Annotated in this window: 19 protein-coding genes; 7 read left to right on the forward strand and 12 right to left on the reverse strand. The window is 68.3% G+C overall.

What is annotated here, in order from left to right; translation table 11 throughout:
* Nucleotides 1–26: 26 nt before the first annotated feature.
* Both FFS49_RS28925 and FFS49_RS28930 read right to left on the reverse strand, forming a co-directional pair.
* Nucleotides 27–1,175, reverse strand: a complete 1,149-nt coding sequence (locus FFS49_RS28925; RefSeq protein ID WP_137910490.1) for an exo-alpha-sialidase — start codon at nt 1,173–1,175, stop codon at nt 27–29.
* Nucleotides 1,176–1,241: 66 nt separating this feature from the next.
* Nucleotides 1,242–1,511 carry a MoaD/ThiS family protein gene (locus tag FFS49_RS28930; protein WP_039346636.1) on the reverse strand — a complete coding sequence of 90 codons (270 nt, stop codon included), beginning with the start codon at nt 1,509–1,511 and terminating at the stop codon, nt 1,242–1,244.
* A gap of 236 nt (nt 1,512–1,747) precedes the next feature.
* Between FFS49_RS28930 and FFS49_RS28935 the strand changes: the two genes are divergently transcribed.
* Nucleotides 1,748–2,113 (forward strand): ASCH domain-containing protein, encoded by a 366-nt coding sequence (locus tag FFS49_RS28935; RefSeq protein WP_137910491.1) that lies wholly within the window; start codon nt 1,748–1,750, stop codon nt 2,111–2,113.
* Nucleotides 2,114–2,211: 98 nt separating this feature from the next.
* Here the strand turns inward: FFS49_RS28935 and FFS49_RS28940 are convergent, their stop codons facing one another.
* Complete coding sequence (locus FFS49_RS28940; protein ID WP_137910492.1) at nt 2,212–2,901, reverse strand: aspartyl/asparaginyl beta-hydroxylase domain-containing protein; 690 nt, start codon at nt 2,899–2,901, stop codon at nt 2,212–2,214.
* Between the two features lie 243 nt (nt 2,902–3,144).
* On the opposite strand from FFS49_RS28940, the gene FFS49_RS28945 reads away from it, so the two are divergent.
* The 3 genes from FFS49_RS28945 to FFS49_RS28955 all read left to right on the forward strand — a co-directional run bounded on the left by FFS49_RS28945 (nt 3,145) and on the right by FFS49_RS28955 (nt 4,139).
* A complete protein-coding gene (locus FFS49_RS28945) occupies nt 3,145–3,489 on the forward strand; it encodes a DUF4148 domain-containing protein (RefSeq protein ID WP_137910493.1) in 345 nt (114 codons plus the stop codon).
* An 80-nt stretch (nt 3,490–3,569) separates the two neighbouring features.
* Nucleotides 3,570–3,842 carry a DUF4148 domain-containing protein gene (locus FFS49_RS28950; RefSeq protein WP_137910499.1) on the forward strand — a complete coding sequence of 91 codons (273 nt, stop codon included), beginning with the start codon at nt 3,570–3,572 and terminating at the stop codon, nt 3,840–3,842.
* Nucleotides 3,843–3,908: 66 nt separating this feature from the next.
* Nucleotides 3,909–4,139: a hypothetical protein gene (locus FFS49_RS28955; protein WP_137910494.1), complete on the forward strand. Its 231-nt coding sequence runs from the start codon at nt 3,909–3,911 to the stop codon at nt 4,137–4,139.
* On the opposite strand, the gene FFS49_RS28960 is transcribed toward FFS49_RS28955, so the two are convergent.
* From FFS49_RS28960 to FFS49_RS28970, 3 genes are all read right to left on the reverse strand, one after another.
* On the reverse strand, nt 4,109–4,636 hold the full coding sequence (locus FFS49_RS28960) for a cytochrome b (protein ID WP_137910495.1): 528 nt from the start codon (nt 4,634–4,636) through the stop codon (nt 4,109–4,111). The genes FFS49_RS28955 and FFS49_RS28960 overlap by 31 nt on opposite strands.
* Nucleotides 4,637–4,705: 69 nt before the next feature.
* Nucleotides 4,706–6,160 carry an ATP-binding protein gene (locus FFS49_RS28965; protein ID WP_137910496.1) on the reverse strand — a complete coding sequence of 485 codons (1,455 nt, stop codon included), beginning with the start codon at nt 6,158–6,160 and terminating at the stop codon, nt 4,706–4,708.
* Complete coding sequence (locus FFS49_RS28970; protein WP_039346624.1) at nt 6,157–6,816, reverse strand: response regulator; 660 nt, start codon at nt 6,814–6,816, stop codon at nt 6,157–6,159. The genes FFS49_RS28965 and FFS49_RS28970 overlap by 4 nt, the downstream gene beginning before the upstream one ends.
* Before the next feature lie 261 nt (nt 6,817–7,077).
* Here FFS49_RS28970 and FFS49_RS28975 point away from each other — a divergent pair, with 261 nt between their 5' ends.
* The 3 genes from FFS49_RS28975 to FFS49_RS28985 all read left to right on the forward strand — a co-directional run bounded on the left by FFS49_RS28975 (nt 7,078) and on the right by FFS49_RS28985 (nt 9,778).
* Entirely contained in the window at nt 7,078–7,461 is a 384-nt protein-coding gene (locus FFS49_RS28975; protein ID WP_137910497.1) for a hypothetical protein, read from the forward strand.
* 62 nt (nt 7,462–7,523) lie between these two features.
* Complete coding sequence (hpnI, locus tag FFS49_RS28980; protein ID WP_039346620.1) at nt 7,524–8,693, forward strand: bacteriohopanetetrol glucosamine biosynthesis glycosyltransferase HpnI; 1,170 nt, start codon at nt 7,524–7,526, stop codon at nt 8,691–8,693.
* Nucleotides 8,690–9,778 (forward strand): lysylphosphatidylglycerol synthase domain-containing protein, encoded by a 1,089-nt coding sequence (locus FFS49_RS28985; protein WP_137951032.1) that lies wholly within the window; start codon nt 8,690–8,692, stop codon nt 9,776–9,778. The genes hpnI and FFS49_RS28985 overlap by 4 nt, the downstream gene beginning before the upstream one ends.
* A gap of 43 nt (nt 9,779–9,821) precedes the next feature.
* Here the strand turns inward: FFS49_RS28985 and denD are convergent, their stop codons facing one another.
* The 6 genes from denD to ltnD form a co-directional block, all read right to left on the reverse strand.
* Nucleotides 9,822–10,793, reverse strand: a complete 972-nt coding sequence (denD, locus tag FFS49_RS28990; RefSeq protein WP_071332016.1) for a D-erythronate dehydrogenase — start codon at nt 10,791–10,793, stop codon at nt 9,822–9,824.
* A 28-nt stretch (nt 10,794–10,821) separates the two neighbouring features.
* Nucleotides 10,822–11,598 (reverse strand): 2-oxo-tetronate isomerase, encoded by a 777-nt coding sequence (gene otnI / locus FFS49_RS28995; RefSeq protein WP_137910326.1) that lies wholly within the window; start codon nt 11,596–11,598, stop codon nt 10,822–10,824.
* A gap of 75 nt (nt 11,599–11,673) precedes the next feature.
* Nucleotides 11,674–12,999: an MFS transporter gene (locus tag FFS49_RS29000; protein WP_137910325.1), complete on the reverse strand. Its 1,326-nt coding sequence runs from the start codon at nt 12,997–12,999 to the stop codon at nt 11,674–11,676.
* A gap of 112 nt (nt 13,000–13,111) precedes the next feature.
* Nucleotides 13,112–13,750 (reverse strand): aldolase, encoded by a 639-nt coding sequence (locus FFS49_RS29005; protein WP_137910324.1) that lies wholly within the window; start codon nt 13,748–13,750, stop codon nt 13,112–13,114.
* Complete coding sequence (otnK, locus tag FFS49_RS29010) at nt 13,747–15,045, reverse strand: 3-oxo-tetronate kinase (RefSeq protein ID WP_137910323.1); 1,299 nt, start codon at nt 15,043–15,045, stop codon at nt 13,747–13,749. The genes FFS49_RS29005 and otnK overlap by 4 nt, the downstream gene beginning before the upstream one ends.
* A gap of 19 nt (nt 15,046–15,064) precedes the next feature.
* Nucleotides 15,065–15,955 carry an L-threonate dehydrogenase gene (gene ltnD, locus FFS49_RS29015; protein ID WP_046549677.1) on the reverse strand — a complete coding sequence of 297 codons (891 nt, stop codon included), beginning with the start codon at nt 15,953–15,955 and terminating at the stop codon, nt 15,065–15,067.
* Nucleotides 15,956–16,013: the final 58 nt, after the last annotated feature.

The raw sequence follows: 16,013 nt of genomic DNA on the forward strand, positions 1-16,013 counted from the left end.
GTGCGAACCGACCCGCTCGCGCACCGTCACCCGAACCTGACGCAATAAACCGGCGGCAAATGCGCAGACACCAGCCGCCAGTTTTCACCGCCATCGTCGGACGTCCACAACCCACCGGTCGTTGACGCCATCGCGAGGCGCGTGCCGGTCTCATCGATCGCGAGCCCGTGCCGATACACGAGGTCGTACGCCGGCGCACTCGGCAATCCGTTCGAGAACTGCTCGAAACTGCGCCCGCCGTCGCGCGTGCGCGTGACGACGAACCGGCCGTTCACCGGAATCCGGCACGCGTCCTTCACGGCCGGCACGAACCACGCGGTGTCCGGTTCATGCGGGTGCACGGCTACCGCGAAGCCGAAGCTCGAAGGCTGCGCCTCGATGCGCCGCCAGTGTTCGGCGCCGTCGGTCGAGCGGAAGATCGCGCAGTGATGCTGTGTCCACAGCACGTCCGGGTTGGCCGCGCATTGCACGACGCGGTGCGGGTCCTGCATGTTCGGTTCGCCGCGCCGCTCGGGCGGCATGTAGTCGGCTTCCATGCCGTCCGCGGTCACGCGCCACGTCGCGCCGCCGTCGGCGGTCTGCCAGACGCCGCCGCACGAGATGCCGATCGTCACGTGCCGGCTGTCGCGCGGATCGACCATCACCGAATGGATGCCCGGCGCATCGTATCCGCCGCCGCCCCATTCGGCGCGCTCCGGGCGATCCCACAGTGCCCGGTTGAGCACCCACGAACTGCCGCCGTCGTCGGAGCGGAACAGCCCGCCGGGAATCGTGCCGGCCCACAGCACGCCCGGCTCGTCGGCGCCGCCGGCTTCGAGCGACCAGATCTGCTGGAGCGTCCACGGCGGCTGCGGCGGGCCGGGTGGCGCGTCGTCCGCGTCGCCGGTGCCGGCATTCCCGCGGGCGCTGGCGGGTGGGGCTTCGGCGGGCTGCGGCGGATAGACGGGAACCGCACATTCTTCCCAGTCGGCGGCGCCCGCGCGCCTGCGGTGCAGCTTGACGCCGAAATGGCCGAGGTTCAGCGCGGCATACAGCGTGCCGTCGCGCGGGTCGGCGAGCGCCATGCTGACCGGCTCGCCGGCGAAGTGCGGCTCATCGAGCGTCCAGCCGCCGTGGCCGTCGGCCTGCAGGACGAACAAGCCCTTGCGGGTGGCGACGAGCAGTCGATCGTTCATGAGCGATGTCTCCTGATGGCACGGCCTGACGTTGGGGTGAGCGGTCGGTGCTTGTGCATATGTCCCTTATCCGCCCGTCAACGCCTGCACGACATAGACCCGGCTGGCGTCGCCGAGCTCATCGGACAGGTGTTGCCGGTCGCGTATCGGCTGGCCGTCGATGAATACCGACAGGTGTTTGCGCAGCGCACCCTGGTCGTCGAGGATGTAACCGCGCAGCCGCGGGTGCTCGCCGAAAACGGTGTCGAATGCCTCGCCGACCGAGCGGGCGTCGATTTCGCGCTCGGGCGTTTCGATATGCCGCTGGATCGAGGCGGCGAAGAAGAGGTGTGCCATGGCGGTGGCTGGCAGGAGCCGCGCGGAGGGGACGGTCTGTAGTTTAGGCGATTCGTCAGCCGCGGAAAGCCGGCATCGCGTAGTCGCGGTGCACCGGCGTTTCGGATCGGGCCCGGTCGACACGTTCGGGCGAATCGGCAACAATCCAGTCCGAACCGCGATCGCCTCCCGGATTCGGCGCACATGCCGACTGACGGGCGCACGCTTTCCCCTTGCCGATGAAGGAAATACTTGCCATGCCGCGACCCGCGCTGTCGATCGTCAAACCCGCCGTCGACGATATCGTCGCGGGCCGCAAGCGGGTCGAAATCCGGTCGTGGGCGCCGCCGGCCATACCGTTGCGCGATCTCGTGCTGGTGCAGAACACGGTCTTTCTGCGACAGGACGGGCAGGAGGACCCTGACGGCATCGCGCTCGCGTTGGTCGACGTCGTGGGCGTGCACGACTGGACGCCTGATGAAGCCCGCGCGCAAGGCAAGCCATGGTGCGCCGGATACGTGTGCTGGGAACTGAAGAACGTGCGGGCGATCGATCCGCCGTTTCCGTGTGTCGCCAGGCGCGGCATCTACGCACTGGACGATGATTCCGACAAGGTGTCCTGACGATCGCGCCTGCATCCGGCGCGCGTTGAGCGCCTTCCCGACACGACAGAGCGCAGTCGCGAAACGACGGGGCACTCGGCGCATGCCGGCCGTGTGCGCTAAACCGGAATCGATCGCCCGCGAATCCTGATCCCGAGCCGCACCACACCGATCACCGCATTCGACAACCACGTGAGCAGGCGCGGCATCCCGCGCCGGCGGATATCGAGCAGCAGCACGATCCGCACTTCGTCGCTGTCGTTCCATACCTCGTGCATGAACGTGTCGTCCCACAGCAGGAAGCGTCCTTCGTCGAGCCGGTATTCGTGGCCGTCCACCTTCAGCACGGCGGCCGGCGTGCCGTCCGCGCACTTCGGCATCGACAGCACCAGATAGCCGCGCAGGATGCCGCGAAACGGGCCGCGATGCGGTGGAATGTGCTTGCCGGGCGCGAGGAACGACAGCGATGCGGACAGCACGTCCGGCGATGTCGCGACGATCGACGCGACGGTCGGGCAGCGCGACAGGTTGCGCGGGAACGGCTGGCCGTACGCCTGCATGATGAACATCCGCCAGTCGCGCGCATCGTTGGCCGAGATGTCGTACTGCTCGCGCATGATCTCGTGAAAGCGCGGAATGCGCGGCATGTCGCGCGCCACGGCGAACGCTTCAGCCTGGATGTCGGTCCATGCGCGGACGAAACGCCCTGCGTCGGGAAACGCGGCCGGGTCGAGCACCGCGCCGCCGTCGATATGGCGGTCGAACAGCCTGCGCAGCAGGCCGGCTGCATAGTCGTAAGCGACGGACATGGTCGATCGAAGGGCGATCCGTAAAGGGTGACGTCAGTCTGCCCGAAGCGCGGCGGGCGCTGCGTTACGTCAGGTTACGCCGGCTGACGAAAGAATGACAGTTTCATGAACGTCCGTTCCGGGTGCTCGCGGCGCTGGAGGCGCCGCGCGATCAGTGTTGCGCAACGCGCGGGAATAAACGCACGCGCTCCGTCGTCATACGGGTGTAGCACGTCGTCTCGTTGACTTCTCGAGGAGTGGAACATGAACACGCATTGGCTGGTGGCCGCCGCGGTGGCGGCGATTTCTCTCGCGGGTATCGCGACGCAAGCGTCGGCCCAGGAACTGACGCGCGCGCAGGTCAGGCAGGAACTGATCGACGCCGAAAACAACGGGCTGCGCTTCGTGACCGATACGTCGTATCCGGACGTGAGCCCGCTGTTCCAGCGGCAGGTCGAACAGATGCCGGCGCATCAGGCCAGCACGGCGGTCGGCGGCGATCCGGCCGCTTCATCCGAAGCGGGCAAGCCGGCGACGATGTCGTCGCGCCGGGGTTCTGCCGCATGCGTCGGGCCCGCGAGTTTCTGCGCGATCTATTTCGGAAGCTGACGCAGCCGCCTGCGTTCGCAGGTCAGGCATTCAAGGAATTCGACGCGGTTGGTCGATACGGAACATTGAAGGAGCTCATGATGAAAACATATATCGCAGTACTGACGATGATCAGGGCGATCATCGGTCAGTCGGCCTTCGCGCAATCGGCCGCGCCGCTGACGCGCGCACAGGTTCGCGACGAATTGATCCGCCTGGAAGCAGCCGGGTACGACCCGGCGAAGGGAGACGAAGGCGAGTATCCGGCGGACATCCAGGCGGCGGAAGCGAAGCTTGCCGAGCAGGACCGGGCCCGGATGGCGGCTGCCGCGCACGCACCGGCGTCCGGCATGCCGGCGCAGACCAGCAACTAGGTGTGGAAATGGTCTTGTGTGACTTCAGGCCGTCGTGTTCGCGACACGGCAGGACGGCAGCCCTTCGTGCCGCTCGACGCGGCAGAAGGGCGCCGGCCGCGATGCCTGTCATCGCGCGCCGCTTCGCGCGGCGGCGCGATCATCTCATCGGCCGCGTGCGATGAGCGGCCGGCCGGTCGTGCGATGAACCGGAACGAAGACGGTATCGATATCGGCGGCAATCCGGCTCATGCGCGCAATGGCGTGCGGTGCCGCCGGCATGGCGATCACCAGGGCATCATGCGCTGCGTGACCTGATCGCGCAGCACGAAGCGGTGCGCCAGCGCGGCTGCCACGTGCAGGCAAATGCCGGCGAACAGTGCCCAAGCGAGGATGCCGTGTACATCGCCCATCGCATGGCCGAAGCTGGAGCCGGTTGCCGACAGCGCCGGCAGCGGCACGATCCCGAGCAATGTGACGCCCCACGCGCGCGACGATGCGTTGATCCAGCCGAGCAGCGGCACCGCGATCAGCAGCGCGTAGAGCGCAAAATGCGTCGCGCCCGACAGCGCGCGCATCGCGGGCGGCAGGTCACTCGCGGGCGGGCGATGCGTTGCGCGCCACAGCACGCGGCAAGCCATCGCCGCGACCAGCGCGGTTCCCACGAGGAGGTGGGCGGCGATCAGGCCGACGGGCTGCGTGTCGCGATGCACGTCGGGCATCGTCCAGCCGATCGCATATTGCGCGATGACCAGCGCGACGATCAGCCAGTGAAGCAAGCGCGCAACGGTGTCATATCGGGCGGGCGTGGACATGGAGACTCCTGGCGTACGGGGGGAAGGTATCGGTCGGGGGGATTCTACGATCGTATCCTTAACGAAACGTTAAGCACGGGGTATCGCTCGTGACGGCGGGCCGCCGGGTTCGCCCGCTGGCGACGGTTCGCCCGCGCCTGCCGACGGCAGCGTGATCACGACGCCGAGGCCCCGCCCGCCGATGCCGGCCCCGAACTGCACGGTGCCGCCGAAATACTGGGCGATGCGTGTGACGATCGACAACCCGAGCCCGCTGCCGGGCGATTGCACGCCGCTGCCCCGATAGAAACGGTCGCCGAGCCGCTCGTGCTCGCCGGGTGCGACACCCGGCCCGTCGTCGCATACGACGATGCGTTGCCGCGTGCCGTCATCGTCCACACCGATCTCGATGCGGCCGCCCTGGCGGCCATACTTGACGGCATTGTCGACGAGGTTGTCGAGCAGGATGCCGATCAGGATCGGATCGGCTTCGATCGCTCGTCCGGATACGGTGTCCGCCACGAGCGCGATGGCCTTGTCCGATGCTTTCGCGAGATGGCGATCGATGGCGGCTTCGACGAGTTCGCGAACGACGACGGCACGCGTCGGAATGCGGTCGTATTCGTCGAGCCGGGCGAGCAGCAGCAGTTGTTCGGCGAGACGCGCGCTGCGGTCCACGCCTTGGACGACCCGCTGCATCGCCAGTTGCTTGCATGCCGGATCGTCGGTCGCGAGCGCCACCTGCGCCTGGACCTTGATCGCGGCGAGCGGCGTCTTCAGTTCGTGCGCGGCGTCGGACGTGAACGCGCGCTCGCGCACGATCGATTGCCGCAGCCTCGCCAGCAGGCGATCGATCGCGTCGACCAGCGCGCGCACTTCGTCCGGCACGGTGGCGATGCCGAGCGGTTCGAGCGATCGTGCGTCGCGCGCGCCGATCAGTGCCGACAGCGTCTTCAACGGGGCGAGGCCGCGCCCGATCAGGTACCAGAGGAGCAGCGCCAGCACCGGGAGTGCGACGATCAGCGGCAGGACGATGCCGCGCGCGATGCCGGTCGCCAGATCGCTGCGCGTGTTGACGATTTCCATCACGCGTATCCAGCGCCCCGACGCATCGTCGCGCAACGTGTGCGTGCGCCACGGTGTGTCGTGAATGACGATCGTTTCAGGCGTGCCGCGCGAGTTGCGCGCGGCGGGCAACCCGGCCGCTTCGGCCGGAAGGCTCGACGCGACGACGTGGCCCTGCGCGTCGCGTACCTCGAACAGCACGTCGCGCGGCAGGCGATCGCCGTCGGTCACGGGGCCGGGCCTCGAATGGCCACGATCCAGCTCGACGCGCGCATCCGGCGGAACACGGGCGAGGCGTTCGAGATCGGCGGGTGAAAGATCGACCAGCAGCGACGCGTATTCGACGAGGCGGGCGTCTTCCCATTCGCCGATCTCGCGCGTCGCGTAACGGAAGCTGCCGAATACGGCAACGAGCCACACGACGGTCACGCAGCCGAGCGCCATCGACGACACGCGGCGCCGTATCGAGCGGGAGATCATGCGAGGTCGACGACGTAACCGATGCCGCGCACGGTGCGGATCAGGTCCGCGCCGAGTTTCTTGCGCAAGTTCGAGACGTGGACCTCGATCGCATTGCTTTCGATACCTTCCTGCCAGCCGTACAGGGTGTCTTCGAGGCGCGCGCGCGATTGCGGCGCACCCGGGTGGCTGACGAGCTGCACCAGGATGGCCCACTCGCGCGAGGTCAGTGCGATGCGCGACGCATCGCGTGTCACGGTGTGGGCGGTCAGGTCGATCGTGATGTCGCGCCACACGATCTCGTCGCCGGCGCGGCCCTGCGAGCGGCGCACGAGCGCACGACAGCGGGCCAGCACCTCGGTCAGCTCGAACGGCTTCGCGAGATAGTCGTCCGCGCCGTCGTCGAGGCCGCGGACCCGGTCGGCCACGGTGCCGCGCGCGGTCAGCACCAGCACAGGGACCGTGTCGCCGGCATCGCGCAACGCACGCAGCAGTTCCGTGCCCGATTTCCCCGGCAGGCCGAGATCGAGCACGACGAGCGCGAAGCGCGTCGTCGCGAGCGCCGCGGCGGCCGCGTGACCGTCGCGCAACCAGTCGACGTGATAGCCGGCCTGACTCAGGCTGATCTCGAGACCGCTGCCGATCAGGTCGTCGTCTTCAACAAGGAGGAGTCGCATGGTCGATTCGGGTGCAGATGGCTGCGATTGTACGAGTGCAACCCTGCATCCCGTGCAACGGATTGTAATTGTGCTGCGTCAAGCTTCCGCCGATTCTGAAGAACGCTTAAGGTTTGCCGCGGGTAATCCCGCTACCATCGGCCACAAGATTTCTCGGGTGGTGCTCCGCTTCCCTGGATCCCGAACCGGGTTTCGCCTGTCCGGCACTGGCCGCGCATGCGTGCCCGTCAATCCGCGACGCTTCCGATCGATCCCAGGTCGATGGGAGTCGTCCGAACGGGAGGTTCATTTCTCATGGCATCCTCGACGATCGGGCGATGGCGCGCCCACCTGCTGATCGCCGCGCTGGCCGGCATGTTGATTCAGTGTTTCGTGCTGGTGTCGTTGCTTGCATGGCGCGTACCCGAAGTATTTTTCACCACGATGACGTTTCGCATCTGGGTCGTCATCGCGATCGCCACCGCGATCCTTTCAGCCCGCAAGCTTGCCGACGTCGCGTTTCGCGCCGCGGTCGCCTGCGGCTACGTGCGCGTGACGGGAATCGATCGCCGCACGGTAGTTGTGTCATCTGATTGCGCGTATCGTCGCTTGGTCGTCCTTCACATCCGGCTCCACGGGAATCGATATGGCGGCGCGCACGGGTGAACCCGCGTACGCGCGGCGGCTCCCGGGTGTCGTGGTTTCACGGGTCACCACTGGGGAGAAGCATGGTATTGCTGCATGTGCTGCGCGCGCTGGCCGAGGCAATGTCGATCGTCTGCGGGTTGGGCGTGCTACTGGGCATCGCATACACGATCACGGCCAGCGTGCTGGTTGGCCGGTTCTTTGCCCGGGCGCCGGCCGAGCCGCGCGATCATCCGGGCGTCACCGTCGCGAAGCCGCTGCACGGCGACGAGTGGCAGCTCGTACAGCATCTCGAAAGCTTCTTCGTGCAGGATTATCCGGGGCCGGTTCAGCACCTGTTCGGCGTGCACGATGCGAACGACAAGGCCCTCGCGGCCGTCGAGACGCTGCGGGCGCGCTATCCTGACGCGAACATCAAGGTCGTCGCCGATGCGCGGCTCTACGGGCCGAACCGCAAGATCGCCAATCTCGTGAACATGCTCGAACACGCGGAGTATTCGGTGCTCTGTCTCGCCGACAGCGACGTGCTGGTCGAGCGCGATTATTTGCGCGCCGTCGTCGGCGCGCTGCAGCAGCCGGATGTCGGCATCGTGACGAGCGTGTATCGCGGCATCGCGTCGCCGGGCTTCTGGCCCGGTGTCGCCGTCGCGATGACGAACTACCATTTCCTGCCGGGCGTGATCACCGGGCTCTTCATCGGGCGCGCACGGCCCTGCTTTGGCCAGACGATTGCGTTCACGCGCGCGACGCTCGAACGCATCGGCGGGCTCACGCGTTTCGCGCATCACCTGGCCGAGGATCATGCGCTGGGCGAAGCGGTGCGGCAGGTGGGCGCGCAGGTCGTCATTCCGCCGTTCGTCGTCGGGCACGCATGCGTCGAGGAGACGTTCGCGAAGCTGTACGCGCACGAATTGCGCTGGAGCTGCACGATCCGCGCGGCGGACCGGCTCGGTCACGCCGGCTCGGTGCTGATGCACCCGGTGCCGCTCGCGCTGCTGGCGCTGCTGTTCTCCGGCGGCACGGCCGTCGCATGCGGGCTGGTGGTCGCGGCGCTGGCCGCGCGGGCGCTGCTGATGCTGAAGACGAGCCGGGCGACCGGCGCGGGGCTGCGCGGCGCGCTCTGGCTGCCGTTCGTCGATCTCCTGCAGTTCTTCGTGTTCGTGTCGAGCTTCTTCTCGTCGCATGTCGTGTGGCGCGGCACGCGTTTTCGCGTCGACCGGGAAGGGCTGTTGTCGCCCGCGAGCGAATCATGACGACGCCGACGAACGCCGGCGCCGATGCCGCGGAGCGGAACGCCGCACGGGGCGACGCACGGCTTCGCCATGTAGGGCAGCTGGCGGCGCTGGGCGGGCTGGCGCTCGCCGTGTGGCTGATCTGGCGTGAGCATCCGCTGGACATCCTGCATCGCCTGCAGATCGCCGGGGCCGGCCTGCTGCTCGCGGCGCTGGCGCACATCCTGCCGATGCTCGCGAATGCGTGGGACTGGCGGATGCTGATCCGCGGCCGGCGCCAGCCGTCGTTCGCGACGATGCTGAAGCTCGTGTGGATCCGCGAATCGATCAACGGGTTGTTGCCGGTCGCGCGGATCGGCGGCGAGATCGTGTCGTTCGGCCTGCTGCGGCAGGCGGGCGTGCGGCCGGCAACCGCCGTCGCCAGCCTCGTCGCCGACATGCAGCTGACGCTGATCAGCCAGTTGGTGTTCGCGCTGGTCGCGATCGGCTACGTGCTCGGGCATGTGTCGTCCGATGCCGCGCGCGTGGCCGGCAATCTCGCGATCGGCATGGCCGCGCTGGTGCCGGTGCTGCTGCTGTTCGCACTGGTGCAGCATGCGCGGCCGTTCGAGCGCGCGATGCGCGTGCTCAACCGCGTCACGAGCGGCAAGGTGGTGGCGCTGGTCGGCGAGTCGGCGCGCACCGATCAGTCGATCCGGATGATCTGGAGAAAGACCGGCGTCGTCGTGCGTTATCTCGTGATCTGGCAGACGCTGCAGTTCGTCGGCTATGCGCTGGAAATCTGGCTCGCGCTGTATTTTCTCGGCGCGGAGCCGACGTTCGCGCAGGCGCTCGCGATCGAGGCGCTGATCCAGCTCGTGAGCAGCATTGCGTTCCTGATGCCGGGCGGGCTCGGGGTGCAGGAGGGCGGGTTCGTGCTGATCGGCGGGCTGCTCGGGTTCGACCCGCCGACCTGCCTCGCACTGGCCGGCGCCCGCCGCGTGCGCGACCTGCTGTTCTATCTGCCGGGCCTGGTGGCATGGCAGTGGGCCGCCGGTTCGGCGAACCGGTCGGGCGGGACGAAAAACGCGCCGTTGCCCATCGGGGAATCCGCCCGGTCGCGTTGAGGCGACCGGGGAGCCCGCGTCCGCGCGTCGAGCGGTGCGGGAATCAGCGCCGTTCGTCGGCGAGATGGCTGCGGATCACGTCCGCGAACGATGTATCGCCCTTCAGCCCGAGCGCTTCCGCGCGCGACGTATCCCAGCGGCCCGGCCAGCTGCCGACGATCTTCTCGACGCGCTCGTCCGGCACATGGCGGATCAGCTTCACGACTTCGTCACCCGCGACTTCGCGCAGCGCCGCGATCATTTCGTCGACCGATACCGACAGGCCGGGCAGATTGATCACCCGCTTGTTGCCGAGCTTCGCGCTGTCGATCTCGCAGCCCGCGACGAGCGCTTCGATCGCGCCGCGCGGCGACAACAGCCACAGCCGCGTCGAACCCGGCACCGGGCACACGCTTTCCTCGCCGTTCAGCGGCTCGCGGATGATGCCGCTCGCGAACGACGACGCAGCCGCATTCGGGCGGCCCGGCCGCACGCTGATCGTCGGCAGCCGCAGCACGCGGCCGTCGACGAAGCCGCGCCGCGCGTAGTCGCACAGCAGCAGCTCGGCGATCGCCTTCTCGGCGCCGTACGACGATTGCGGGTTCAGTGCGGTGTCGTCCTGCACGACATCGGGCAGCGTGCCGCCATAGACCGCGACGGAGCTCGTGAACACGACGCGCGGCCGATGGCCACGCGCGCGGCACACTTCGAGCAGCGTGCGCGACGCGTCGAGGTTGATCCGCATGCCGAGATCGAAATCGGCTTCGGCCTGCCCGCTGACGATCGCCGCGAGGTGGAAGATCGCGCCCGTTTGCGTGTCGATCGCGCTGTCGAGCACCGCGCGGTCGGCGATGTCGCCGACGATCGACGTCACGCGCGCGTCGCCGAAATCGCTGCCGGCGACGACGTCGAGCAGGACCAGCTCGTCGATCTTCTCGCTGCGGCCGTCGGGGCCGGTCAGTTCGCCGCGCTCGAGCAGCTTGCGCGCGAGACGCTGGCCGAGAAAGCCGGCGCCGCCGGTGATCAGTACTTTCATGTTCTTTACCCTCGGAAGAATGCGGGAATTACAGGTACGCCTTGAGCCAGCCGAGCCCTTCGGACGTGCCGGCCTTCGGGCGGTACTCGCAGCCGATCCAGCCGTCGTAGCCGAGCGCGTCGATCAGTTCGAACAGGTACGGGTAGTTGAGTTCGCCGATATCCGGTTCGTGGCGCTCGGGCACGCCCGCGATCTGGATATGGCCGATGCCCGCGAAATCGCGCTTGAGCTTCATCGCGAGATCGCCCTCGACGATCTGGCAGTGGTAGCAGTCGAACTGCACCTTCAGGTTCGGCGCGCCGACTTCCGCGCAGATCGCCTGCGCGTCGTCCTGGCGGCTCAGGAAATAGCCGGGCATGTCGCGCTGGTTGATCGGCTCGATCAGGATCGTGATGCCGTGCGCGGCGGCGGCCTGGGTCGCGTGCCGCAGGTTCGCCAGGTAGGTGTCGCGATGGCGTGCACGGTCGGCGCCCGGCGGCACCATGCCGGCCATCACGTGCAGCTTCCTGTTGCCGAGCACGCGTGCATAGTCGAGCGCCAGGTCGATGCCGCGCCGGAACTCGTCCTCGCGGCCCGGCAATGATGCGGTGCCGCGTTCGCCCGCGGCCCAGTCGCCGGGCGGCGCGTTGAACAGCGCCTGTTCGAGGTCGTGCGCGTCGAGGCGCGCGCGGATGTCTTCGGCGGCGAAGTCGTACGGGAACAGGTACTCGACGGCCTTGAAGCCGTCGTACGCGGCAGCGGCGAAGCGTTCGAGGAACGCGTGCTCGGTGTACATCATCGAGAGGTTGGCGGCGAAGCGTGGCATGGCAGCGGATCCTGTGAATGAATGGGGCGGGGCGCCGCGCGCCCCGCGTCGAATGATGAATCGGCCAGCGCCGGATCAGCGGTTCACGAGCTTGGCGGGCGTGAGCCACACGGCGATCGCGCCGATCACGAGCATTGCGGCGAGCACGTACATGCCGGACGCCGTGCTGTGCGTGACGTCCTTCAGGTAGCCGATCACGTACGGGCTCGCGAACCCGGCGAGGTTGCCGACCGAGTTGATGATCGCGATCCCGGCCGCGGCCGCGGAGCCCGCGAGGAACGCGGTCGGCAGCGACCAGAACAGCGGCGCGCAGGTCAGCACGCCGCCCGCCGCGAGCGACAGGAACACGATCGACACCGCCGTATTGTGCGAGTACGACGCGGCGACCGCAAACCCGAGCGCGCCCATCAGCGCGGGCACGATCAGGTGCCAGCGGCGTTCGCGGCGCTTGTCCGCGCTGTGGCCGAACAGGTTCATCACGACGATCGCGACGACGAACGGAATGGCCGACAGCAGGCCGATCTGCAGCGTATCGGTGATGCCGGTCGACTTGACGAGCGTCGGCATCCAGAACGTGAGGCCGTACTGGCCCGTGACGAAAGCGAAGTAGATCAGCGACATCCACCACATGCGCGGGTCCGCGAACACGGCCTTCAGCGAATGGCCGTGCTGCTGCTGTTCCTGCGGCTGCGCGGCGATCTCGTCCTCCAGCAGCTGCTTCTCGCGCTCGTCGAGCCACTTCGCGCCGCGGATGCTGTTGTCGAGATACAGGATCGTCGCGATGCCGACGAGCACGGCCGGCACGGCCTCGATCATGAACATCCATTGCCAGCCGTGGAAGCCCGAGCCGCCGTGAAAGCGCTCCATGATCCAGCCCGACAGCGGGTTGCCGAAGATGCCCGACACGGGAATCGCGGACATGAACACCGCGATGATCTTCGCGCGGCGATGCGACGGGAACCAGTACGTGAGGTACAGGATCACGCCGGGATAGAAACCGGCTTCCGCGAGGCCGAGCAGGAAGCGCAGCACGTAGAACTGCGTCGGCGTCTGCACGAACGCGAACAGCGCGGACAGCAGGCCCCACGTGATCATGATTCGCGCGATCCAGATGCGCGCGCCGATGCGGTGCATCAGCAGGTTGCTTGGCAGTTCGAACAGAAAATAGCCCAGGAAGAAAATGCCGGCGCCGAGCCCGAACACCGTTTCGCTGAACGCGAGATCCTGCGACATCTGCAGCTTCGCGAAGCCGACGTTCACGCGGTCGAGATACGCGACCACGTAGCAGAGCATCAGGAACGGCACGATGCGCCAGAACACTTTCTTGTAGGTGCGGTCGAGTTCCGCGGCATGGGCGGGCGCGGCGGGCGAGCGGCCAGCGGCCGCGTCGAGAGCAGTCATCGTCGTCTCCAATGATGTCGTGTGCCGGCGGCGCGTACGTCGCCGGTCGTGTGTGTGCTGACGGAAGGGCCCGCGCACACGGCGGGCATGGGAATCGTTGCGTGGCGCGCCGCTACCAGCGCGCGCCGAAGCTGGCGCGTAGTTCGTCGAGCGCGGCGTCGTCGAGCGGCTCGGGTTTCGGGTGCGTCATCAGCCACAGCCGCGCCGTTTCCTCGAGTTCCTCGAGCGCATACGACGCGTGCGATACCGACGGTCCCCACATCACCGGGCCGAGGCGCTCGAGCAGCACGCCGCGCACCTGGTCGGCGAGCGCCGCGACTTCGGCCGCGACGCCCGGATCGCCGGGGCGGCGGTAGCGGATCAGCGGAATGTGGCCGACCTTCATCACGTAGTACGGCGTGATCGGCGGCAGCACGTCGGTGTCGCGCCACACGCCCGCGAGCGTCAGCGCGACGAGGTGCGTCGAATGCGTGTGGACGACGCCGTTCGCTTCGGCATTGCGTGCGTAGATGCCGCGATGCAGCGCGAGCGTCTTCGACGGCTTGCCGCCCGATACGGGCTGGCCGTCCGCGCCGACCTTCGCGATGTCGTTCGGGTCGAGCCGGCCGAGGCAGGCGTCGGTCGGCGTGATCAGCCAGCCGTCGGCGAGCCGCGCGCTGATGTTGCCGGCGCTGCCGACGGCGTGGCCGCGCGCATACAGGCTCGCGCCGACCACGCAGATCTCTTCGCGCAGTTTCGCTTCGTCGCTCATCGTGCGGCTCCGTCCAGCGCGCGCAGCGCCTTGTCGAAAAAGTCCGTGGTGCCGAAGTTGCCGGACTTCAGCGCGAGGCCGAGCGGCTGCGCGTCGATGGTGGCCGTCGCCGGCACGCCCGGATCGATCTGCGCGCCGATCTGCAGCGACTTCACGTCGAGCGCCTGCACCACCGCGCCGGACGTTTCGCCGCCGGCCACGACGAACTTGCGTACGCCGAGGTCACGCAGCCCGCGCGCGATCGCCGCAAGCGTGGTTTCGACGAGATGGCCGGCCGCATCGACGCCGAGCGCCTGCTGCACGGCCTTCACTTCGTCGGGCGTCGCGGTCGCATAGATCAGCACGGGTTGCGGCAGGTGCGAGCGCGCGAACGCGAGTGCCTGGTCGACGACGGGTTCGCCGCGCGAGGCCGCGAGCGGATCGATGCGGAAGCTCGGCCGCGTGGCGCGCCATGCGGCGACCTGTGCATTGGTGGCCTTCGACGCGCTGCCGGCGAGCACGGCCGACAGGCCGTCGATGCGCGGCAGCGACGCCGCGTTGTCGCGCTCGGGCAGTTGCTCCGCACGGCGGAAATTCGCGGGCAGGCCGAGCGCGATGCCCGAGCCGCCGGTGACGAGCGGCAGGCCCGCGCACGCTTCGCCGAGCACGTAGAGGTCGCGGTCCGACAGCGCGTCGGCGATCGCGAAGCGCGCGCCTTCCGCGCGCAGTTGCTCGATCCGCGTGCGCACGGCGGCCGCGCCCAGCGCGATCGTGTCGTAGCGGATCAGGCCGACCGGCGACTTCGTCTGCCGCTGCAGCACGCGCACGAGGTTCGCATCCTTCATCGGCGTGAGCGGATGATGCTCCATCCCCGATTCGTTCAGCAGCACATCGCCGACGAACAGGTGGCCGCGATAGATCGTGCGGCCGTTCTCGGGGAACGCCGGGCAGGCGATCGTGAAGCCGCCGCCGGCCGCATCGAGCAGCGCATCGGCGACGGGCCCGATGTTGCCTGCGTCGGTCGAATCGAACGTCGAGCAGTACTTGAAGAAAAACTGCCGGCAGCCTTGCGCGCGCAGCCATTCGTATGCGGCGAGCGACTGGGCGACCGCGTCGGCGGCGGGGATCGTGCGCGACTTCAGCGCGACGACGATCGCGTCGGCGTCGAGCGTGGTGTCGGCGGTGCCGTCGGCGGGCACGCCGATCGTCTGCACGGTGCGCATGCCGCTCTTCACGAGCATGTTCGCGAGATCGGTCGCGCCGGTGAAATCGTCGGCGATGCAGCCGAGCAGGGGACGGGAAGCGGAAGCGGTCATGGCGGAAGCGTCGGTCGAATCAGCGGGCGGGCGGCAGCGTGATGCCGGGGAAAGTCTTGATCACGGCGGAATCGTCCTCGCCGCCGTGGCCGGCGCTCGACGCGCTCATGAACATCTGGTGCGCGGTGGCCGACAGCGGCAGCGGGAACTTGCTGCGGCGCGCGGTATCGAGCACGAGACCGAGATCCTTCACGAAGATATCGACGGCCGACAGCGGCGTGTAGTCGCCGTTCAGGATGTGCGGCACGCGGTTCTCGAACATCCACGAGTTGCCGGCGCTGTGCGTGATCACGTCGTACAGCGCATCCGCATCGACGCCTTCGCGCAGGCCGAGCGCCATCGCCTCGGCCGCTGCCGCGATGTGCACGCCGGCGAGCAGCTGGTTGATGATCTTCACCTTCGAACCGATGCCGTGCGCGTCGCCGAGGCGATAGACCTTGCCGGCGATCGCCGCGAGCACGTCCTCGCAGCCCGCATACGCGGCGGCCGGGCCCGACGTCATCATCGTCATCTCGCCGGAGGCCGCGCGCGCGGCGCCGCCGGATACCGGCGCGTCGAGCATCTGCAGGCCGGCGGCCTCGATGCGCGCGCCGAGCGCGACCGCGAAGTCGGGCGCGACGGTCGCGCTGGCGATCACGACGCCGCCCGGCTTCATCGCCGCGACCGCGCCGTGCTCGCCGAACAGCACCGTTTCGGTCTGCGCGGCGTTGACGACGAGCGTGACGACGACATCGCACTGCGCACCGAGTTCGGCCGGCGTCGCGCAGGCGATGCCGCCCTCGGCGGCGAACGCCTGCAGCACGGTGTCGCGCACGTCGCATGCGTGCACGCGCAGGCCGGCGCGCAGCAGCGAGCGGGCGACGCCGAGGCCCATCGCGCCGAGGCCGATGACTCCAACATTTCGTGACATGGTCAACCTTGATCGATTCGGGAGAGGTTCATGACAGCTGCGGCGCCGGTAACGGCCG

It is taken from the genome of Burkholderia sp. 4NA327C6 (genome assembly GCF_005502655.1).
GTDB lineage: Bacteria > Pseudomonadota > Gammaproteobacteria > Burkholderiales > Burkholderiaceae > Burkholderia > Burkholderia contaminans.